Consider the following 18914-nt stretch of genomic DNA (forward strand, 5'->3'; position numbering starts at 1 on the left):
ATGAAATATGAAGGCAAGAAAAATTGATAAAGATGGCTTATTGCTATGTGATATACAGGCAAAAACATTTGAATTGTCGATAGAAAAAATGAATTCAAGCTCAGAAATTTTCATCAGAAGATATATGCATAGTGATATTGCGAAAAAGCTGGATAATGGTTCATTGTTGGAAACCAATTTACAAGCGGGTGATATCTTAGAGTCAGTAAATGAGCAGTATGGAACATCCAATTATGGATCAGTGAAATACTCAAATAACGAAATGTTTTGGATTGGGTATTTCTACAGATATTTTTGCTATTCTTATGAAATCTCTTCATCAAGAGCCTATAAAATTGTAAAGCCTAAGGAACTGAGAGGACTGTTTTTACCATATCATACACTCGATGTATCTCAGGCCATCGAAAGAGTTTTGGAGGCAAAAGGCTTATTGACAGATGAAGAAACCGAGCTTCAAAGGCAGTATGAAATATTTAAGAAATATCGTTTGAAATAATCAAAACTAGATTTTCCGCATAGCTAGCGTTATACTGTAATGGTTTATAAGAATTAAGAAAGTAGGACAAATTCATGAAAAAAGATACTATAAAGTGGTTCGCCATTTTACATGTAATTATTTTGATATTTTCAGTAAATAGCATTTGCTCCAAGATGGCTTCAGGCTATGAGTTTTTAAGCTTCAAGTGGATTATCTTCTATGGGCTTGTTGTTTGTATCCTTGGATTTTATGCTATAGCTTGGCAGCAGGTTCTTAAGCATCTGCCACTTATCACAACATATGCTAATAAAGCGGCCACTACAATCTGGGGCCTCATCTGGGGCGCATTGATTTTTGGTGAGCAGATTACTGTTCAGAAAATAATCGGTGCAATCGTTGTTATCATCGGCGTATATCTTGTAGTTAGCGGTGATGAGGAAGTCAACGGAAAAGCTAGTAAAGAGGAGGTAAGCAGCAATGAATAAATTTATGTTAATCATGCTTACTGGTACCTTCATCGCCTCTTGCTCACAAATCGTTTTAAAGAAGGCAGCTGAAAAAGAATACCCAAGCAAAATCGCAGAGTACCTTAACCCAATGGTTATGGGAGCATACATTGTTTTCTTTGGAGCATCACTTTGCTCAGTAATCGGCTACAAGGGCGTGGATTTATCTTTAGGACCAATCCTTGAAGCAACTGGTTACATTTGGGTAGCAGTGTTAGGAAAGATTTTTCTTAAGGAAAAAATCGGAGCTAAGAAAGCAACAGGATTGTTTGTTATCATCCTCGGTATCGTTATTGCAAGCTTTGGCTCAGATATCCTTACAGCAATCACATCACTTTTCTAGTAGGAATTAAATATGAGTAAACAGACAAAAAGTATCGTAAGCACAACTATCGTAATTACGATACTTACTTTGTGCTTTAAGCTACTTGGCTTCGTTAAGCAGATGGTCATAGCTTATTTCTTCGGCACAACATTTGAAACAGATATATATTTTGTAGCCTTCAATTTCGTAGGCACGCTTTCATCTGCTTTTATCAGGGCCATCACCATTTCTCTGGTAAGCATCTACACCCACTGCCTGGTGCAGCGCGGTAGGGAAGCGGCATCAAAGCTGATGAGCGCATGCTTGGAAATCTTGCTTCCGGTAGTGCTTTTCGTGTTGCTGATTGTTTACATGATCACACCTTACATTGCATCGGCACTTGGCCAGGGCTACACACCAACAGAGCTGGAATACTTACAGCAATATCTTAAGATTTGTTATCCGTTCTTCCTGTTCGCGGTAGTCACATTGGTTTGGACATCAATGATGGATGCAAACAAGGATTTTGTAGTCAGTCGTACAGAATCAGCAATCACCAGTATCACAACCATCCTGTGTATCCTGATTCTCTACAATGTGCAGGCAGTTACATCACTGATTATTGCTCAGTATTTAAGCTACATCATCTTCGGCTCATTGCTTTTGATTCGTGGACGCAGATATTTCAAGTTCACCTTCGTAGCATTCAAGGATGTGCCCGAGATTAAAACCGTACTTTTGACGGCGGTGCCACTATTCATCGGCAACTCCGTTTCACAGATAAACAAGCTTGTTGATAGTGCCCTTTCCACAGGCCTTGGCCACGGAAATGTATCAGCGTTATCATACTCAGTATCCCTGGAAGATTTCGTAACAATCATTCTGGTAAACAACCTGGTGGATGTTTTATATGTAAACTTCTCCACATACACAGCTGAGGGTGATTATGATAGCCTTATCGACACCATGAAAAAGGCCATCAACGTCATGATTTGCATTATGATTCCAATCACACTTGTTACCTGCATGTGTGCAAGGGAAATCGTTACCATCGCCTTTGGACGTGGTAACTTCGGCGAGAAATCCATCGCCCTTACAAGCGCAGCCCTCATCGGTTACGCTGTCGGTTTTACTAGTATGGGCGTACGTGATATTATTTTAAGAGGACTTTATTCTTTTAAGGACACCAAGCGAGCGATGATTTCAGGAATCTTCGCAGTAGGCGCCAACATCATATTTAGTATTGCACTGTCACATGTCATTGGAGTTATGGGTATTTCCATTGCCAGCTCCATCAGCTTGACAGTCAACTTTTTGATTAACTCACAGATGCTAAAGCGCCACATCAAAAACTACAGGTTCCTTGAACACATACCTGTTCTGCTTAAGCAGATTCCAGGAGCTATATATGTAGTTCTTGTTGTGCTTTTGATGAAGCATTTATTTGATAGCAACATCCTTATCTTCGGCCTCTCAGCCGTAATTGGCATCGGTGGCTACATCGTCATCCTCATGATGATGCGCATAGAAGAGGTTGAGTACGTTAAGGATAAAGTGGTAAGCCGACTAGGTAGGAATAGTTAAGTATTAAAGATAGCTTGTAGCTAAGATATATAATAGTTGTGAGCGAGCTAATTAAATTAGGCAAGCGCGAGGAGGAAGGCTCCATGCAAGCTAGGAAGGAACCCCGCAGGGGGAGGTTGCCTAGCGAAGTATGGAAGGTGGCCTCCGGGAGCTTGAGAAACTAAAAGAGCTCGCGTATAAGGAGGAAATTATGATACCAGTTATGAATGTGCAGAGACAGTATGCGTCTCTTCAGGATGAGCTTGATGCAGCAGCACTTGAGGTGCTTCACTCAGGCGGATATATTTTAGGACCAAAGGTTCAGAATTTTGAAAATGAATTTGCATCATACTGTGGTGCAAAGTATGCAGTAGGTGTTGGCAATGGTACAGATGCCCTTGTTATTGCACTTCTTGCAGCAGGCATTGGTGAAGGTGATGAAGTTATCACAACAGCTATGACATTTGTTTCTACAGCAGAGGCAATTGCTCAGGTTGGTGCAACTCCAGTATTTGTAGACATCACACCAGAGACTTACACAATGGATCCAAGCAAGCTTGAGGCTGCTTTCACATCGAAGACAAAGGCAGTTATCCCAGTTCACATCTACGGCCAGGCTGCAGATATGGATGAGATTTGCAGAATCGCACATAGCCATAACGCACTTGTAATCGAAGACTGTGCACAGGCTGCAGGCGCTAAGTATAAGGGACGTCGCACATGCTCACTTGGTGATATGGCATGCGTCAGCTTCTTCCCTACAAAGAACCTTGGTGCAGCAGGCGATGCTGGTATCATCGTTACAAACAGCGAAGATTTATACAAGGCTGCTATGGCTTTCCGTGTTCACGGTTCAGGCCTCAATGGCGCATACACATACGCTAGATTAAACGGTCAGGAGTTCGACGAGTCAAAGATTGATTTCCACGGAAATCTTCCAAAGTACTACAACTACTTAGTAGGCTTCAACTCTCGTCTTGATGCGCTTCAGGCAGCAATGCTTTCAGTTAAGCTTCCACATCTTGATGATTGGAATGCGCGCCGTCGTGAAATTGCAGCAATCTACAACGAAAAGATTACAAACACAGCTTTTGCAAAGCCGGTAGTTGCTGACTTCAACGAGCACATTTTCTACGTTTACCCACTTCGCGTAAACGACAGAGCAAAGTTTAGAGCATACATGGAAGAAAAGGGCATCGCTACAGGCGTATACTTCCCAGTTCCAATGCATGAGCAGGCATGCTTCGGCAAGCTCGGCTACAAACACGGTGACTTCCCAGTTGCCGAGGACCTCGCAGAGCACGGCGTAACAATTCCAATGTTCCCAGAGCTCACCGACGACGAAATCCACCAGGTCATCGACGCAATGAACGCTTATACAGAGTAATGATTATGGCACCTCAGCTAAGGCTGAGGTGTTTTTTTATTGTTTCAACCTGCTAGACACATCATATCTGCCAAGTTATTTCAGTCAAGGGCAAGCCTTCGGAGCTTCGCTCCCTTGACTTCATAACTTTTGGCAGATAAATGTTAGTCAAGCAGGCATGAAACTGGGACTGTGGCGAAGCCACAGGTCACACTAAGAGGAGGGGCTGGCGGCGGCTATTTATCACAAGCCAACGCATTTATAAGGATTGTGGGAAGTTTTGTGATAAAAGAAGAGGAAAATGGAAGATAGTTTATCACAAGCTAACGTATTTATAAGGATTGCGGGAAGTCTTGTGATAAAAAAAGAGGAAAATGGAAGATAATTTATCACAAGCTAATGAATTAATAAGGATTGTGGGAAGTCTTGTGATAAAAAAAGAAGAAAATGGAAGATAATTTATCACAAGCTAATGAATTTATAAGGATTGTGGGAAGCCTTGTGATAAAAATATAGACAACTTACCACTGCCTGAGTGCTCACTCTAAATACAGTGGTAAAGAGGCGGTCAGAGAATATGGCGAGCCTAAAGCTAGCTAAACTATAGAAACATTTTACATAGATTTGATTATAATTGCGTAGGCAATATGTTAAAATGTGTATACAAATCCAAGGGGACTGGCGGAAGCCAGCTGAACACGAAAGGAGAATACACATGTACGAACAAATCAAATTGCCGTATGCGACTGATGCTTTGGAGCCATATATTGATAAGCTTACAATCGAGACTCACCATGGCAAGCATCATGCAACCTATACAAACAATTTCAATGATCTTGCAGCTAAAGCTGGTGTAGCGGACAAGTCGGCAGCAGAAGTTCTTGCAAACTTAGATAAGATTTCAGATGAGACATTGCGTAAAGGAATCAGAAATCAGGGTGGCGGATATTATAATCATAATCTTTATTTTGAAATGTTTTCTCCTGATGCTGCAAAGGCACCAACAGGCAAGCTTGCTGATGCAGTAAACAAAGCTTTTGGCAGTGTGGAAGCTTGCAAGGAAGAGCTTTCAAAGCTTGCAGCAGCTCAGTTCGGTTCAGGTTGGGCTTTTCTTTCAGTTGATTCTGCAGGTGAGCTTCATGCATCAAACTCTTTGAATCAGGACAATCCATTATCAGAGGGCAAAGGTTGGACGCCAATTATTGCTCTTGATGTTTGGGAGCATGCTTACTATCTTAAGTACAAGAATCTGCGCCCAGATTATATCAAAGCATTCTGGGAGGTCCTTGATTGGTCCAAGGTTTCAGCCCGTTATGATGAAATAATTAGATAGAATTAATATTTAAAATGCCGCTTTAATATGGTAAAGTTTAGGAGTATGTGGTGAAAGAATGTTACTATTCACCTCATACTCCATTTTTGTATTTTAGTATTTCAGGAGGGCAAGACATGAATAAGCAGGGAATTGGAACTAGATGTGTGCAGGCAGGTTATACACCAGGAAATGGTGAGCCAAGACAGATTCCAATTGTACAATCTACAACTTTCAAGTATGACACTAGTGAGGATATGGGAAAGCTTTTTGACCTTGAGGCATCAGGCTATTTCTATACAAGACTTCAGAATCCTACAAACGACTACGTAGCTGCAAAGATCGCAGCGCTTGAAGGTGGTACAGCTGCCATGCTTACATCCAGCGGACAGGCAGCCAATTTCTACGCATTATTCAATGTTTGCGAGTGCGGCAGTCACATCGTTGCATCTTCATCAATCTATGGTGGTACATTCAACCTTATCGCTGTTACAATGAAGAAGATGGGTGTTGATGTTACATTCGTTTCACCAAATGCATCAGAGGAAGAGTTGAACGCAGCATTCCAGGACAACACACGCGCTATGTTTGGCGAGACAATCGCAAACCCAGCCCTTACAGTTTTAGATATAGAAAAATTTGCAAAGGTGGCACACGCTCACGGCGTTCCACTTATTGTTGATAACACATTCCCAACACCAGTAAACTGCCGTCCAATCGAGTGGGGCGCAGATATCGTTACACACTCTACAACAAAGTATATGGATGGACACGGCGCAGGCGTTGGTGGATGTATCGTAGATTCAGGAAAGTTTGACTGGATGGCATACGCAGACAAGTTCCCAGGACTTTGCACTCCAGATGACAGCTACCACGGAATCACATACGCAGAGAAGTTTGGCAAGGAGGGCGCTTTCATTACAAAGGCTACTGCACAGATTATGCGTGACCTTGGAAGCATCCAGTCTCCACAGAACGCATTCATCCTCAACCTTGGATTGGAGTCACTTCACGTTCGTATGCCTCGCCATGCTGAAAACGGACTTGCTGTTGCAAAATTCCTTCAGTCTTGCCCAGAGGTAAAGAAGGTTACTTATCCAAATCTTGAGGGAGATGAGTACTACGAGATGGCTCAGAAGTATCTTCCAAACGGAGGATGTGGCGTAGTTTCATTCGAGCTCAACGGAGGCAGAGCTGCAGCAGAATCATTCATGAAGAAGCTCAAGCTCATCGCTATCGAGACACATGTTGCTGATGCAAGAAGCTGCTGCTTAAACCCAGCCACATCTACACATCGTCAGATGACAGATGAGCAGCTTGAGGCAGCTGGCATCCCAGCAGGCCTTATCCGCGTATCTTGCGGCCTCGAGGACAGTGAAGACCTCATCGCAGATATCGCCCAGGCTCTCCACTAACCGTGGTTTAATAAAAAATAAAATATTTAAGTGAGTAGGTAGGAAACAAGCTCTTGGTGTTGCTGAAGAGACCAATCTCGGAACGAAGCAATACCAAGGCTTGTATCCGTAACCTGCGGACTAGGAAGTAGATGTTATTTAATTCTTATATTTTTATTTTTGTTTTTTTACCAATTTGCATACTAGGATATTTTTTACTTAATAAGACTAAGCGATACAAGCTTGGTCTTGTTTTTCTGCTTGGAATGTCATTGTGGTTTTATGGATATTTCAATCCAGGGTACCTGCTGATTATCATTTCCAGCGTAATCGTAAATTATCTGTTTTACCTGTGGATGAAGAGACTGCAAAACGGTGCCATACTTGAAGCAACTACAATGAATTCAGAGTTGGATTCAGTCACCATAGATAACGTTGGCTATTTGAAATCCTGCAAGCCGGTGATGATACTTGGCGTAGCAGTGAATCTTGGGATAATCTTTTATTTCAAGTACATGGATTTCTTCATTGATAACGTAAATACGATATTTAAAACCGACTGGCCATTTATGAAAATTGCTCTTCCTCTTGGAATCAGCTTTTTCACATTCCAGCAGATTTCATTTATCGTGGATACTTACAGAGGACAGGTGCCTAAGTACGATTTCCTTACATATGCTTGCTACGTCACCTTCTTCCCACAGCTGGTTGCCGGTCCAATCGTTACCCACGATGAAATGATTCCTCAGCTATTAAATACAAGCAAAAAGACTGTGGATTGGGACAATATGGCAAAGGGCTTCTACATGTTTGCTATGGGCCTTGGTAAAAAGATATTAATAGCAGATGTGTTTGGTGTGGCTGTAAACTGGGGCTACACTCAGGTGGCAGATTTGAAAGCTACCAACGCAATCCTTGTAATGATTGCATATTACTTCCAGCTGTACTTTGATTTTAGCGGATATTGCGACATGGCCACAGGCCTTGCAAAGATGCTCAACATAGATTTGCCAGTTAACTTTGATAGCCCATACAAGACGCTGAACATCGCAAGCTTTTGGAATCATTGGCATGCCACTCTTGGTCGATTCTTCACCAGATATGTGTACATCCCTCTCGGTGGAAATCGCCGTGGAAATGTAAGGACATGCTTCAATCTTTTCATCGTATTTTTGCTCAGCGGATTCTGGCATGGTGCTCAGTGGACTTTTGTAGTTTGGTCAGTGCTAAACGGTATCTTTGTTATCATCACTCGCATGAACAAAAAGACCTTCGATGAAATGCATCCTGCCCTTGGATGGATGCTGACACAGGTATTCTTTGCTATGTCACTTATCTTTTTCAGAGCTGATACAATCGGCGATGCAATTGAGTTTATAAAGCAGATTTTATACGTAGATTTCACCAACATCGATGTAAACATCCTTAGCGCATTCCAGACACCAGTGTTGAAATACTTCCTGGATGGAACTGCACTTACAAATTCACTTCCATTTATTTATGTTGGAATCTATTATTTCCTTGCACTGTTCATTGTGCTTGGAGCAAAGAATTCAAACCAAAAGATGCAGGCGTTCCAGCTAAAGATAAGCACTATGCTTTGGACAGCATTTTTGATTGTCCTCAGCATCTTCTCGCTTAGCGGAATCAGCACATTTTTATATTTTAATTTTTAGGATTATATATGTTTAAAAGTAGTAAAAGATGGATGGCCGCTATGCTTGCGGTGTTGATGATATTGTTGGTGGGATTTGCCAGTGTGATTATTGTGGTAGATCCATACTTCCATTATCACGGACCGCTTTCTGGCCTTTATTACGAATTGAATAACGAGCGAAGCCAAAACGATGGAATCATCAAGCACTTTGATTATGATGCGATGGTGATTGGCACATCTATGGCGGAAAACTACAAGACTAGCGAAGTTGATGAGTTGTTTGGTGTTAATTCAATCAAGACCACATTTGCTGGCGGCACTTACAAGGAGCTTAACGACAACATTGCAAATGCCATTGAAGTGAATCCAAACCTTAAGCTTGTGATTCGTCCGTTGGATTATTCCTACATCATGGATGATGCCAACAGGATTCGTGATGATTTGGGAGATTATCCAGATTACTTATATGATGATAATATCTTCAATGACGTAAACTATTTCTTCAATAAAGAGGTACTGTTCGATATCTGCATACCAATGCTTGCAGATGCAGCAGCCGGAAAAGAAGCAGGTATCACAAGCTTCGATGACTATGCCAACTGGATGGACACAGCGGAGTTTGGAGCGGATGTAGTATTAGGAGATAGAACTGAATTTGCGGAGCCAACCTCTAGAGAGCCATTTGTTGATGAGGTAAAGCAGCAGGTTGAGGAAAACATCACACAGAATGTTGTCCAGCTTGCAAAGGACAATCCGGACATCCAGTTTTACTATTATTTCACACCATACTCCATTGCATGGTGGGGTTCGCAAAACGAGCTTGGAACAGTTCAAAGATGGATAGCAGCGGAAAAATATGCAATCGAGCTTATGCTTGAGTGCGACAATATCCATCTATTCTCATTCAATAATGAGTTTGATATCACAACAAATCTGGACAATTACAGTGATGAATGTCATCATGGTGATTGGATTAATTCACAGATTTTAGGTTGGATGTATTCTGGCACAGATGAACTGACAAAGGACAACTACGAGGAATACATTAATGTAGAGCTTGATTTCTACACAACCTACAATTACAAGGGGCTATTTGAGTAATGATTGAAATTAAAAATGTTAAAAAGAAATATGGGAAACACACAGTCTTGGCAGGTATCGACTTTACGGTAGAGCCTGGCGAGATTGTGGGAATCCTTGGGGAGAATGGTAGTGGAAAATCTACACTTCTTACAATTCTAGCGGGACTTCAAAAGCCTAATTCTGGCTTTTTCAATATCGATGGCAAGGATTTGCTGAAAAATACAAAATTAAGAAATGAGCTTGTGGCATACGTTCCACAGGAGACACCTCTGATTACAGAGCTTACCGCCTGGGACAATCTGCGCATGTGGTACAAACCTGACAAGTTGAAGAAGGAGCTTCAGGACGGCTTTCTGGCGATGCTTGGAATCGACCAGTTCATCAAGGTTCCTGTAAATCAAATGTCAGGCGGTATGAAAAAGCGTCTCACAATCGGCTGCGCTATCAATTCCAATCCAAAGCTTATGCTTTTGGATGAGCCAACTGCGGCTCTTGATTTGGTGTGCAAAGAAAGAATCTACACATACTTTGAGCAGTTCAAGCGCCAGGGCGGTTCTTTGATTATTGCAACACATGAGGTGCAGGAGATAGAGCTTTGCGACAAATGCTTCATCCTTAAGGAAGGCAAGCTTGTGCCTTACAAGTACGACGGGGACATTCCTCATTTGATAGGAAGATTATAGAGTTATGGTAAAGTTTAAAGATTATTTGCTAATTCAATATAAACGAATATTTAAACTGCTACCCGGAATACTCGCAATGATTTTAGTGGTGGCTTTTTTGCTGTCCGTAACAGGGTATGCGCTTATCTATAGCGACACTTACGCATCTGAGCAGCAGCGCTATAAGTTAGGTGTTGTTGGTGACACTGACGATGAAATGATAAGCCTTGGAATCTACATGGTAGGCACCCTTGATGAGAGCCGATACATGATTGAACTGGTAGAGTACGATGATGAAGAGGCTGCCAAGCAGGCTTTGAGAAACGCTGATATTTCTGCGTATATCGTAATTACGGAGGAGTTCAGCAATGCGCTGGATGCAATGACAAATGATGCGAAGCTAAAGTACTATGCCACATCAGGCCAGAAGGGTATCTCAAATGTAATGATGGACGAGATTTCATCCATTGCAACTCACATAATCATCTATTCCGAGACAGGCATACTTACCCTCAGGCAGTTGATGAAGGAAGAGGGCTTCGATAAAAACTATCGCTCCGAGAAAATAAACGATTTGTTTATGCGATATATTTCGGCGCTAATCGTCAGAACCAACGTGGCAGAAATCACGGAGCTTGGTCTTTCTGATGGACTATCCACACCAGCTTATTATTTCCTTGGAATACTCTTGTTCTTCATGCTTCTGCTTTCATTCTGTGCCATCTCTTTTTTCCTTGGCCAAAAGGATGGAAGAATCAGGTTCATGAAATCAAAGGGGATTGGTGCGGTGGCCCAGGTGCTGGGAGAGTACATTCCGTTTTTGACCATCAACATCATTTGCATGGCAGTTATATTTGGACTTATGGCGGTGGCTATACACTTTGGAGTGCTTGATTCTGTGGAGACAGATGTAAATCTGATGAAAGCACTGGGAGAAATTGCAGGCAAATTGCTTCCTGTATCCATCATGTTTGCGGCATTAGGATTTATGATTTTTGAAATCCTGGTAGGTGTCATCAACAAAATTCTGGTGGCATTTATGCTTTACATTGGAATGGGATATGTTTCTGGATATTTCTATCCAAAGACATTCTTCCCTGCAATCGTCCAAAGAATTGGTGAGTTCATTCCGTCTGGTGTGGCATTTTCATACATGGGCGGTGTGATTACCGATGATGAGACAGGATTATACTTTTGGATTATGTGCGCTTACACCGTGGCATTCCTTGGAATTGCAATGGTTGTAAGAAGGCAGAAGATGAAATAAGGATGAAATACTTACTACTATTAAAAAGGTTATTAAAAAAGAAAAGTTACATAGCCATGCTTTTGGTGGTGCCATTGATGGTGCTTATGCTGAATGCTATGAGCGCTGCACCATCGGGGCTTATGACGATTGGCGTCTACATCCCAGGTGATGACAGTTGCTCCAAATGGCTGAAAGAGAATCTGGAATCCAATCCAGGAAGTCTGCTCTTTAAGTTTTATGACGATGCAGATGCGGTGGTGAAGGATGTGGAGTCACAGCAGCTTACCGAAGGGTGGATTGTGCCCGAGGATTTGGATACCCTTGTGGATAACATGGCTACAAAGGGCAAGACTAAAACAAAGATAGAAATTGTCATTCGAGAAAGTGGGCTTACCCACATGCTTGGCAGGGAGGTTCTCTCAAGCAGGGTTTATCCTATGATCGCCAGACAGATGGCTATTTACTATATTTCAAAAAATGTGTACGGTGATAATCCTACCGAGGACCAGTTGAATCATATCATCGAAACATATGACAATTACGAGATTAATGGCAATCTTTTTGAGATGGGCTATGTTGATGGCACAGACAATTCATCTGAAGATACTAATTATCTGATGATGCCTCTTCGTGGAATCCTGGCACTGTGGCTTCTGCTTTGTGGAATAGCTGCATCCATGTATTATCTTGAGGATGAGGCAAACGGCTTGTTTATCTGGTGGAAGACCAGGTTCTTTGTACTCAGAGATTTGCTTTATTATCTAGTTATAATTTTTATTCCGACAATAATGGTACTTGTTGGCTTGTACTGGGGAGGTGTTTTCACATCCTTGGGAAGAGAGATTGCGACTATTGCTGCATATGATTTTGTAGTCATCGTGGTGGCCATTTTTATAAGAGAAATCATTCACAGCATTAAGGGACTTGGAATCGTTACACCGATTCTTATCATGGCATCGGCAATGCTTTCGCCTGTGTTCATCGACTTCAAAGAAGGTCGTGCATTACAGCGATTTTGCCCAACATTCCACTATTTATATAGCATCCATGATTTATATTATTTAAAAAGTTTATTAATTTATGGTATTGCTTTTTTAATTTTATGGTATATAATTAATACCATCAAACGACACTCAAAGTGAGAGGGAGGAAGATTTATGTTTTGTACTAAATGTGGATTTGAGCTTAGCACCACAGCAAAGTTCTGTCCAAAGTGTGGAACTCCAGCAAAGCAGCCTGTAGAGGAGCCAGTTGTAGAGGAGATTCCAGAAGTAGAGGAAACTCCTGTTGTTGAAGAAACAGTAGAAGAGATTGTAGAAGAGACAGTAGAGGAAGTATCGGAGACAGAAGAAGCTCCAGTTGTAGAGGAAACTCCAGTAGAGGAAAATACAGAAGAAGTTCTTACAGTAGATGAAGTGCTTTCTGAGCAGTCTGCCCAGGCTGAGGAGCAGCCAGCAGCAGAAGCTCCAGTAGAGCAGCCTACTCCAGAGCCAGCTCCACAGTGGTCACCAATTCCACCAGCTGAGGAAGCTCCAGCTCCTAAGAAGGGCAAGAAAGGAATTATCATCGCTATTGTTGTAGTGGTTGTAATTGCACTTCTTGCAGTAGGCGGATTCTTCGCATATAAATTCATCAACAATCCTGCAAAGATGCTTGCAAAAGCAATCGACAATCAGTCAGGCAGCCTTGTTGAGGAATATGAGGTTAGCTACAATTCCATCCAGGAATCATACGCTGATTTAAATGGCGATATGACTCTTTCAGTAGATTTTACACTTGGCGACAAAATCAAGAGCCTTTTAGCAGACCAGATGGGCATGACTGCAGAAGATATTTCTTGGTTCAATAGCGCAGGTGCAACAATCGCTATGGATGTTCAGGATAAGTCATTAGGACTTGATGTAGATGCAAGCATCAACGGCACACACATTACTACATTCCAGGCACTTATTGATGCAAATGCAGGCGAGGCTTACATTTCAGCTCCAGAAGTTGTTTCTGATGCATCATTCCTTGTTGGCTCAGATTTTGACAAGCAGGAAATTGTAAAGGCAATCGCTGATTACACAACACAGCTTTCAACATACGCAGAGACATATCCAACACCTGCTCAGATGAGCACAACAGCTGATAACTATGCAAGCATCATCAAGAAGGATCTTGCAGGCGCAGATATCACAAAGGGCAAAAAGGAAATCAAGGCAAGTGGCGTAAAAGCTACATACACAGAGCTCGCTATCACAATCGACGCACAGACAGATGCTCAGCTTACATACGATTTAGCTGAGGCATTTGAGGAAGATGATGATCTTAAGGAAATGCTTATGCCATTCCTTGAGGCAGAGATTCAGTCAGATGAGTATTCTGAGTACACAGATGCAGAAGAGTACTGGGATGAGATCACATCAGAGATTTCTGATGCAAAGAAGGATGCTAAGAAGACATTAGAGAAGATTGAAAAGAATCCTAAGAAGAACAAGGATGTTGGTGTCCTTTATGTTTACCTTGATAGCTCATTCAACGTCAAGGGTATCTCATATGACGACGATGCAGAAGGCGAAGTATTTACATTATACATGCCAGAGGATGGCGCTGATTCAGGTCTTAAGTTAAAGATTGTTGATTCAGAGGGTGAAACACTTACAATTGATGGTAAGGGCACATCACAGGATGAGTTCTTAAACGGTACATACACAGTTGCATTAGATGACGAAGAGTACTTTACTGTTGATGTTAAGAACTTCGATCAGAAGACATATAGAAAGACACGCGGTGTAAACGCAGAGTTCCTTGTTACACTTGGCGAAGGAATGACAGAGTCAATCTACGAGGATGACATGCAGTTCCTTGCACTTGCTCAGTACGATTTCGTAGTTCAGGCAGAAGGCACTACTGGTAAAATCGACATGAACGTTATGGCAGACAACGATTCACTTCTTCAGGTAAATCTTTCATACTCAATGGAAGATGTGCCAGATATGTCAAAGGCCGGAACAGTTTACGATCTTGAAAATATGGATTCAGAAGAGATGATTGACCTTCTCAAGATTGTTGATTTGTCATCAACAGTTAGCAACCTTGAGGCAGCAAAGGTACCTAGCGAATACGTTGAGGTTCTCAAGACAATCAGTGAGACATTAAAGTCTGGCGATGATGAAGCTATCTACATGATGATCCTTGGCTTGTACGGATATGATAGCTACTACGATGATTACTATTATGATGATTATTACTACGATGATTATTATGATGACTATTATGACTACGACGATTACTACTACGAGGATGAGGATTACGACACCTACGGTTGGTACTAATTAGAATGGTAAAAATAAAGCATAGCAGTTACGGCTGCTATGCTTTTTTATATTCTCTAGGAGTTTTATTGTATTTACGTTTGAACTGACGGTTGAAGTGGGAGAGATTTTCAAAGCCAACCTGCTGGGATATGGTAAGGATTGTCTCCTCCGATTCCAAAAGCAAACGGGATGCCATAGAAAGCCTGTAGTCGTTTAGATATGTGATGAAGCTTACGCCGAAGGCTTCCTTGAAAAATCGCATAAAATGAGATTCAGAAAATCCTGCCAAATCAGCCATTTCAGCAACGGTGATTTGATTACCATAATTCAATTCTACATATTTGATGACAGGCTTTAGCTTGTCGATTTTTTTCTTATTCTTTGTATCAATCTTATTTTCATAAAGCGTTACTAAATTAAATAGCAGTAGATAAAGATTGCCTTTGATGGCCAGTCCCCATGCCCCTTCTCTGTGGCTGGAGATGTTGTCGTTGCTATCCAGATATTTTTTTATACTTTCATATCCAGTGACGCCAGGCCTAAACACCTGAGGAATATCCACTGTGGCCTCGAAAAATGGCATGAGAAATCTGTCGTAGAACTCATCCAGATTAGAGGCAAACATCTTTGAATCAAAAATGATATTTTCGTATTCCATAGAATTATCCGAAAGCTGATAGATTCCGTGGACCTTGCCTGGCAAAATAAACGCTATATCCCCGGCAGCTACAGTGTTCTCATTTCCGTCGATGATAATGATTCCAGCGCCCTTTTTTATATAGATAAACTCTGCATCCTCATGCCAGTGCAGTGGAACCGAATCGAAATCCAGCGGAATAGTACAAGGATATGTGTTGTATGGAATGTTGTAGTCAAAGTGGCTAGTAACCTCATGTATGGACTGATAATCGTTAATATTAATCATGTGTCTATCTCCTATTTTGATAGAATAGTATCACTTTATAGTGGGTTTGTGCAAGTAATAGCCTATATATGAGCAGTATAATCCAAGTAAATGGTAACTAATTAATCACCGAGGAGGGTAATTATGACTGCAAATGAGTATATTAAGATTCGATTTGGTCGCCACATGGATCAGTGTACAAATGAAGAGATTTATGTTGGCTTACTTGAGTATGTAAAAGATAAGGCTAAGAGCAAGGAGATTGCCGGGGGCAAGAAGAAGCTCTATTACATCAGTGCTGAGTTTTTGATTGGCAAGCTTCTTTCAAACAACCTTATTAATCTTGGAATATATGACGAGGTTAAGGCTGAGCTTGAGGCTTGTGGAAAGTCTCTTGCAGAAATAGAGGAAATCGAGGTTGAGCCTTCACTTGGAAATGGTGGACTTGGTCGTCTTGCAGCTTGCTTCCTTGATTCAATTGCAACACTTGGCCTCAATGGTGATGGTGTTGGATTGGCATACCACATGGGACTTTTTAAGCAGGTCTTCAACAATAACCTTCAGAATGAAGAACCAAACCCATGGATGTCAGAGCACAGCTGGATGACAAAGACAGAGCGCACATATCAGGTTGATTTTGGTGGCTTCAATGTAACATCCCGTATGTATGATATAGACGTAACAGGTTATGATTCTGTTACAACAAAGCTTCATCTTTTCGACGTAGATACAGTAGATGAATCAATTATTAAAGATGGAATTAATTTCGATAAGAGCGAGTTTACAAAGAATCTTACATTGTTCTTATACCCAGATGATTCTGATGACAATGGTAGATTACTTCGTGTTTATCAGCAGTATTTCATGGTTTCAAATGCTGCTCAGCTCATCCTTGATGAAGCTGTAGAAAAGGGCTCAAACCTTTATGATTTAGCAGATTATGCTGTAATTCAGATTAACGATACACACCCATCAATGGTTATACCGGAACTCATTCGACTCCTTCAGATTCGTGGGCTTACAATGGACGAGGCAATTGATGTGGTTTCAAAGTGCACAGCTTACACAAACCACACCATCCTCGCAGAAGCCCTTGAAAAGTGGCCTATCCACTTTATGATGAAGGCTGTTCCACAGCTCATGCCTATCATTCGCGAGCTTCACAACCGCATTGCAAAGAAGGTTGCAGACCCAGATGTTGCCATTATCAAGGATGGTCTTGTACACATGGCACACATGGACATCCACTATGGCATTTCAATCAATGGTGTTGCTGCCCTTCATACAGAAATATTAAAGGAGACAGAGCTTCACAAGTTCTATGAACTCTATCCTGAAAAGTTCAACAACAAGACAAACGGAATTACATTCCGTCGCTGGTTACTATATTGCAACCCAGAGCTTTCTAAGCTTATCGAAGAGCTTATTGGTCCTGGTTTCAAGAAGGATGCTACAGAGCTTAAGAAGCTCGAGCAGTACATGAATGACGATGCAGTTGTTCAGCGTTTCCTTGATGTTAAAAACACACGCAAGACTGTTCTCAAGAACTACCTTGCAAAGACACAAGGCATCGAAATCGACGACAACAGCGTATACGACATTCAGATTAAGAGACTTCATGAGTACAAGCGTCAGCAGATGAACGCCCTCTACGTAATCAACAAATATTTTGAAATCAAAGAAGGCAAAAAGCCTGCTCGTCCAATTACAGTTATCTTTGGCGCAAAGGCTGCACCTGCTTACGTTATCGCAAAGGATATTATTCACCTTATCCTCTGCTTATCAGAAATCATTGCAAAGGATCCAGAGGTAAGCCCATATCTCAAGGTTGTTATGGTTGAAAACTACAACGTAACACTTGCTGAAAAGCTTATCCCAGCCTGCGACATCCACGAGCAGATTTCCCTTGCCTCAAAGGAAGCATCTGGTACTTCAAACATGAAGTTCATGCTCAACGGAGCCATAGCAATTGGTACAATGGATGGCGCCAACGTAGAAATGCACGAATTTGTAGGTGACGACAACATCTACATCTTCGGTGAAGATTCAGATACAGTAATCAAGCGTTACGCTGATGCAAGCTACTGCTCACGCGACTACTACGAAAAGGATGCAAACCTCAAAAAGTGCGTAGACTTCATCGTATCAGACGAGCTTCTTGCAGTTGGTCAGAAGGAGAACCTTGAGCGCCTCTACAATGAACTCCTCAACAAGGATTGGTTCATGACCTTCCCTGACTTCAAGGACTACTGCCAGACCAAAGAGAAAGCCTTCGCCGACTACGAAGACCGCCTCACATGGGGCCGCAAGATGGTTAAAAACATCGCAAACGCCGGCTTCTTCTCAAGCGACCGCACCATCGCCCAGTACAACGCCGATATCTGGCACCTATAAACCATGTACCACCCATGGACTGCAGCTGGCCCATCTACCTGCCCTTCTACAAGGTAAATTGGCCCAGCCAGCCCTCCCCATCGGGCCCGACCACCAGGTCCCCCTATGGGACGATTTCGCGAATATTATAGTTTTTCTTAGCACAAAAGGAGAATACACAACAGGTGTCTTGTTGCGGGATGAACCTTTTCTGAATCTGTATGGGCTAGGACGGACACTATAATATTATTAATATGGATTTCCAAAGCTATGGTACCTTGGGTTCATATTACATTCGCTAAGTAGAACTAAAAAAGAGATATTTGTATGTATGAGCACCGTGGCACATTCAACATCGTGTTTCAAGTGACCACTGCTGCCGCCGTCCTAGCGGCAGCTGCTCATCCATATCAAATATCTCTTTTTGTTCTACTAAGCTCATTCCAAAATCACCCAAAGGTATCCATAGTTTTTGAAATCCATATATACCAAGAGTTGTGTGTCCGTCCACAGACATACCGATTCAGAAAATGTACAGACCTGCAAAAGACACTTGTAAATAAGTGTGTTCTCCTTGTGCTTTAGAAAAACATAATATTCATGCGATGTCCCGTAGGGGGACCTGGTGGTCGGGCCTGTAGGGGAGGGCTGGCTGGGCCAGTGCGAATAGATGGAAAAGGGCAGGTAAGATGGGGCCTAGATATTGATTTTGAGGGAAGTGCATGGTAAAATAGCTTCTAGTTGTGGCTCAGGGGAGCCGGAGA

The 18914-nt window shown here is 41.9% G+C and carries 15 protein-coding genes; 14 read left to right on the plus strand and 1 reads right to left on the minus strand.

Annotation, left to right across the window (positions count from 1 at the left end):
- The first annotated feature begins 7 nt into the window (after positions 1-7).
- The 13 genes from T375_RS04110 to T375_RS13125 all read left to right on the plus strand — a co-directional run bounded on the left by T375_RS04110 (position 8) and on the right by T375_RS13125 (position 14891).
- Positions 8-496, plus strand: a complete 489-nt coding sequence (locus T375_RS04110; RefSeq protein WP_044935377.1) for a hypothetical protein — start codon at positions 8-10, stop codon at positions 494-496.
- Between the two features lie 74 nt (positions 497-570).
- A complete protein-coding gene (locus T375_RS04115; RefSeq protein WP_044935379.1) occupies positions 571-963 on the plus strand; it encodes a transporter in 393 nt (130 codons plus the stop codon).
- The gene (locus T375_RS04120) at positions 956-1327 is read left to right on the plus strand and encodes a multidrug ABC transporter (protein WP_044935383.1); all 372 of its coding nucleotides are present in this window, start codon (positions 956-958) and stop codon (positions 1325-1327) included. The genes T375_RS04115 and T375_RS04120 overlap by 8 nt, the downstream gene beginning before the upstream one ends.
- 12 nt (positions 1328-1339) lie before the next feature.
- Positions 1340-2872 (plus strand): murein biosynthesis integral membrane protein MurJ, encoded by a 1533-nt coding sequence (gene murJ, locus T375_RS04125; protein WP_044935386.1) that lies wholly within the window; start codon positions 1340-1342, stop codon positions 2870-2872.
- Positions 2873-3062: 190 nt separating this feature from the next.
- Positions 3063-4238, plus strand: coding sequence for a DegT/DnrJ/EryC1/StrS family aminotransferase (locus T375_RS04130; protein WP_330371731.1), 1176 nt, complete (start codon positions 3063-3065; stop codon positions 4236-4238).
- Between the two features lie 694 nt (positions 4239-4932).
- On the plus strand, positions 4933-5550 hold the full coding sequence (locus T375_RS04135; RefSeq protein ID WP_044935389.1) for a superoxide dismutase: 618 nt from the start codon (positions 4933-4935) through the stop codon (positions 5548-5550).
- Positions 5551-5666: 116 nt separating this feature from the next.
- Positions 5667-6944, plus strand: coding sequence for an O-acetylhomoserine aminocarboxypropyltransferase/cysteine synthase family protein (locus tag T375_RS04140; protein ID WP_033151909.1), 1278 nt, complete (start codon positions 5667-5669; stop codon positions 6942-6944).
- A gap of 131 nt (positions 6945-7075) precedes the next feature.
- Positions 7076-8599, plus strand: coding sequence for an MBOAT family O-acyltransferase (locus T375_RS04145; RefSeq protein ID WP_044935392.1), 1524 nt, complete (start codon positions 7076-7078; stop codon positions 8597-8599).
- Positions 8600-8607: 8 nt separating this feature from the next.
- Positions 8608-9681 carry a hypothetical protein gene (locus T375_RS04150; protein ID WP_044935395.1) on the plus strand — a complete coding sequence of 358 codons (1074 nt, stop codon included), beginning with the start codon at positions 8608-8610 and terminating at the stop codon, positions 9679-9681.
- Positions 9681-10346 (plus strand): heme ABC exporter ATP-binding protein CcmA, encoded by a 666-nt coding sequence (gene ccmA / locus T375_RS04155; RefSeq protein ID WP_044935398.1) that lies wholly within the window; start codon positions 9681-9683, stop codon positions 10344-10346. Before T375_RS04150 ends, ccmA begins: the two co-directional genes overlap by 1 nt.
- A 76-nt stretch (positions 10347-10422) precedes the next feature.
- Positions 10423-11592: an ABC transporter permease gene (locus tag T375_RS04160; RefSeq protein WP_044935401.1), complete on the plus strand. Its 1170-nt coding sequence runs from the start codon at positions 10423-10425 to the stop codon at positions 11590-11592.
- Between the two features lie 2 nt (positions 11593-11594).
- On the plus strand, positions 11595-12716 hold the full coding sequence (locus tag T375_RS04165; RefSeq protein WP_081821970.1) for an ABC transporter permease: 1122 nt from the start codon (positions 11595-11597) through the stop codon (positions 12714-12716).
- A gap of 15 nt (positions 12717-12731) precedes the next feature.
- A complete protein-coding gene (locus tag T375_RS13125; RefSeq protein ID WP_049960285.1) occupies positions 12732-14891 on the plus strand; it encodes a zinc-ribbon domain-containing protein in 2160 nt (719 codons plus the stop codon).
- A gap of 37 nt (positions 14892-14928) precedes the next feature.
- Here the strand turns inward: T375_RS13125 and T375_RS04175 are convergent, their stop codons facing one another.
- Positions 14929-15798, minus strand: a complete 870-nt coding sequence (locus tag T375_RS04175; RefSeq protein WP_049960286.1) for an AraC family transcriptional regulator — start codon at positions 15796-15798, stop codon at positions 14929-14931.
- Positions 15799-15921: 123 nt separating this feature from the next.
- Between T375_RS04175 and T375_RS04180 the strand changes: the two genes are divergently transcribed.
- Positions 15922-18171, plus strand: coding sequence for a glycogen/starch/alpha-glucan phosphorylase (locus T375_RS04180; protein WP_044935407.1), 2250 nt, complete (start codon positions 15922-15924; stop codon positions 18169-18171).
- The last annotated feature ends 743 nt before the right edge of the window (positions 18172-18914 follow it).

It is taken from the genome of Pseudobutyrivibrio sp. LB2011, assembly GCF_000701765.1.
GTDB classification, from domain to species: Bacteria; Bacillota; Clostridia; order Lachnospirales; family Lachnospiraceae; genus Pseudobutyrivibrio; species Pseudobutyrivibrio ruminis.